Here is a 268-nt window from a genome sequence, read left to right as displayed (position 1 = left end):
AGTTCCCTTTTCTACTCATGCTACATTGCATTCCATACTGTTGTAATTGTTTTTGATAATCATGGGAAGCATATTGAATTCCTCGATCAGAATGATGCAAGACTGAACCTTCCGGTTTTTGACGGAAATAAGCTTGTTGTAAAGCCTTCAATACTAATTCTTTTGTCATCGTACGATCAGCATGCCAACCTACAATTTTTCTAGAATACAAGTCCATCAGACTTGCTACATACAACCATCCTTCTTTCGTCGATACATAGGTAATATC

Annotated in this window: 1 protein-coding gene; it reads right to left on the bottom strand. The window is 36.9% G+C overall.

The genetic code is table 11. The features are described 5' to 3' along the window. The coding region (locus tag ACQRBL_RS32845) for a DDE-type integrase/transposase/recombinase (protein ID WP_427736499.1) at positions 1-268 on the bottom strand (268 nt) is incomplete at both ends.

This window comes from Bacillus sp. AF62 (assembly GCF_050312695.1).
GTDB lineage: Bacteria > Bacillota > Bacilli > Bacillales > Bacillaceae_G > Bacillus_A > Bacillus_A cereus.
This window is presented reverse-complemented; position numbering and strand designations above follow the sequence as displayed.